A 1,655-nucleotide genomic window follows, 5' to 3' on the forward strand; every position below is an offset into this window, starting at 1 on the left:
CGGGATGATGTGCAAGAGCTCGTTTTTACTGCTTCACCAGAGGAAATTTTAACGCCATTTAAACAAACACGAGAGCCAGTGAGAGAAAAATCAATGCATGAAATGTTAGAGGAGGTGGTGCATAAAAAACAAGAGGCGTTGGAAGAACCCCTAAGTTTATTTCCTGAACTTTCTAATGTTGAGCTTGATCATCAAGCAGAACATATTATTCGGGAAATTCTTGAAGATCCTGAGGCTTTTTATCGTTCAACAGCGGTGCTTTATCAAGATTTTTCGGTTCGTTGCCGTATCCATGGTATGTCACAGGTTCCTTTTAATCTTTCACAGTTTCGGCGTAAGCTGGCGATTGCTCAAGCTTTTGTTGATGAACAAACAGCTGTGAGTGAACACTGGAAACATATTTTGCAGATATCAGAAAGTTTAGAAGATGATGTTCAAGGAGTCTTCTTGAATGTGGCACAGGCCGCATTGAGCGGAAAACCATGCCCATCCGATGCATTTTTAGCCCGTCTTTATGGAACGCATTCTTTAAGCCGTGCCCGCCGGCTTTTAACCTATTTTGAAGAGCGCGGACTTATTGTTATTCATTCGCATTTTAATGGTCAACGCATTGTTGCATTTCCTGATCTTGGTGTCGAAACGGCACCAGGAGATCCCAAAGAACCACTTTAACCAAATAAGCTTGAGACAGATTGTTCTGCCGCTGTTCTGGCGATGGCTTCTCCAATGAGATCAGCAATGGGCAAAACACGGATATTATGGGCTTTCTCAATAGTTTCTGTTGGCATAATTGAATCTGTAATAACCAATTCTTTCATTTCTGAATTGGTAATGCGTTCAATCGCATTACCAGAAAGAACACCGTGCGTGATATAAGCTGTGACACTATTGGCACCGTGTTTCAGCAGAGCACTGGCTGCATTGCACAAAGTTCCACCGGAATCAACAATATCATCCAGCAAAAGACAATCTTTTCCAGAGACATCACCAATAATATTCATAACTTCTGATTCACCGGGACGTTCACGACGTTTATCTACAATAGCAAGCAAACTATTCAAACGCTTGGCGAGCGAGCGAGCGCGAACCACCCCACCCACATCTGGTGAAACAACAATAACATTTTCAAGAGAATAATGCACTTTGACATCGCGAGAAATGACGGGAACAGCATAGAGATTATCCGTAGGGATATCAAAAAAACCCTGAATTTGTCCGGCATGAAGATCCAACGTTAAAACGCGATGGGCGCCTGCTTCAGTAATCAGATTGGCAACAAGTTTTGCAGAAATGGGGGTCCGTGGTCCAGGTTTTCTATCTTGGCGGGCATAGCCAAAATAGGGTATTACTGCTGTAATACGACGCGCAGAAGAACGACGAAGGGCATCAATCATGATGAGCAATTCCATCAAATGATCATTGGCGGGATAAGATGTAGATTGCAAAACAAAAACATCTTGTCCCCGTACATTCTCATGCAATTCTACGAAAATTTCTTGATCAGCAAAGCGCTTTACAGTTGCCTTGCCTAAGGGTATGTTCAAATAATTTGTAACATCTTCAGCTAGGCGTGGATTGGAATTTCCGCAGAAAAGTTTCATAGTAGAACCTCTGAATCATCATGGTGGGAATGCGACACGGTTTTTAATTTCTTT

Annotated in this window: 1 protein-coding gene and 1 pseudogene; one reads left to right on the plus strand and one right to left on the minus strand. The window is 42.4% G+C overall.

Going from position 1 to position 1,655, the window contains the following annotated elements; translation table 11 throughout:
* Nucleotides 1-672 (plus strand): annotated as a pseudogene (locus tag ACFIQE_RS11450) (ATP-binding protein); the annotation flags it as partial.
* Here the strand turns inward: ACFIQE_RS11450 and ACFIQE_RS11455 are convergent.
* On the minus strand, nucleotides 669-1,601 hold the full coding sequence (locus ACFIQE_RS11455) for a ribose-phosphate pyrophosphokinase (RefSeq protein WP_375640217.1): 933 nt from the start codon (nucleotides 1,599-1,601) through the stop codon (nucleotides 669-671). The pseudogene ACFIQE_RS11450 and the gene ACFIQE_RS11455 sit on opposite strands and share 4 nt — an antisense overlap.
* Nucleotides 1,602-1,655: the final 54 nt, after the last annotated feature.

The sequence above is a fragment of the Bartonella sp. AA1HLJMS genome, from assembly GCF_042197445.1.
Classification (GTDB): Bacteria; Pseudomonadota; Alphaproteobacteria; order Rhizobiales; family Rhizobiaceae; genus Bartonella.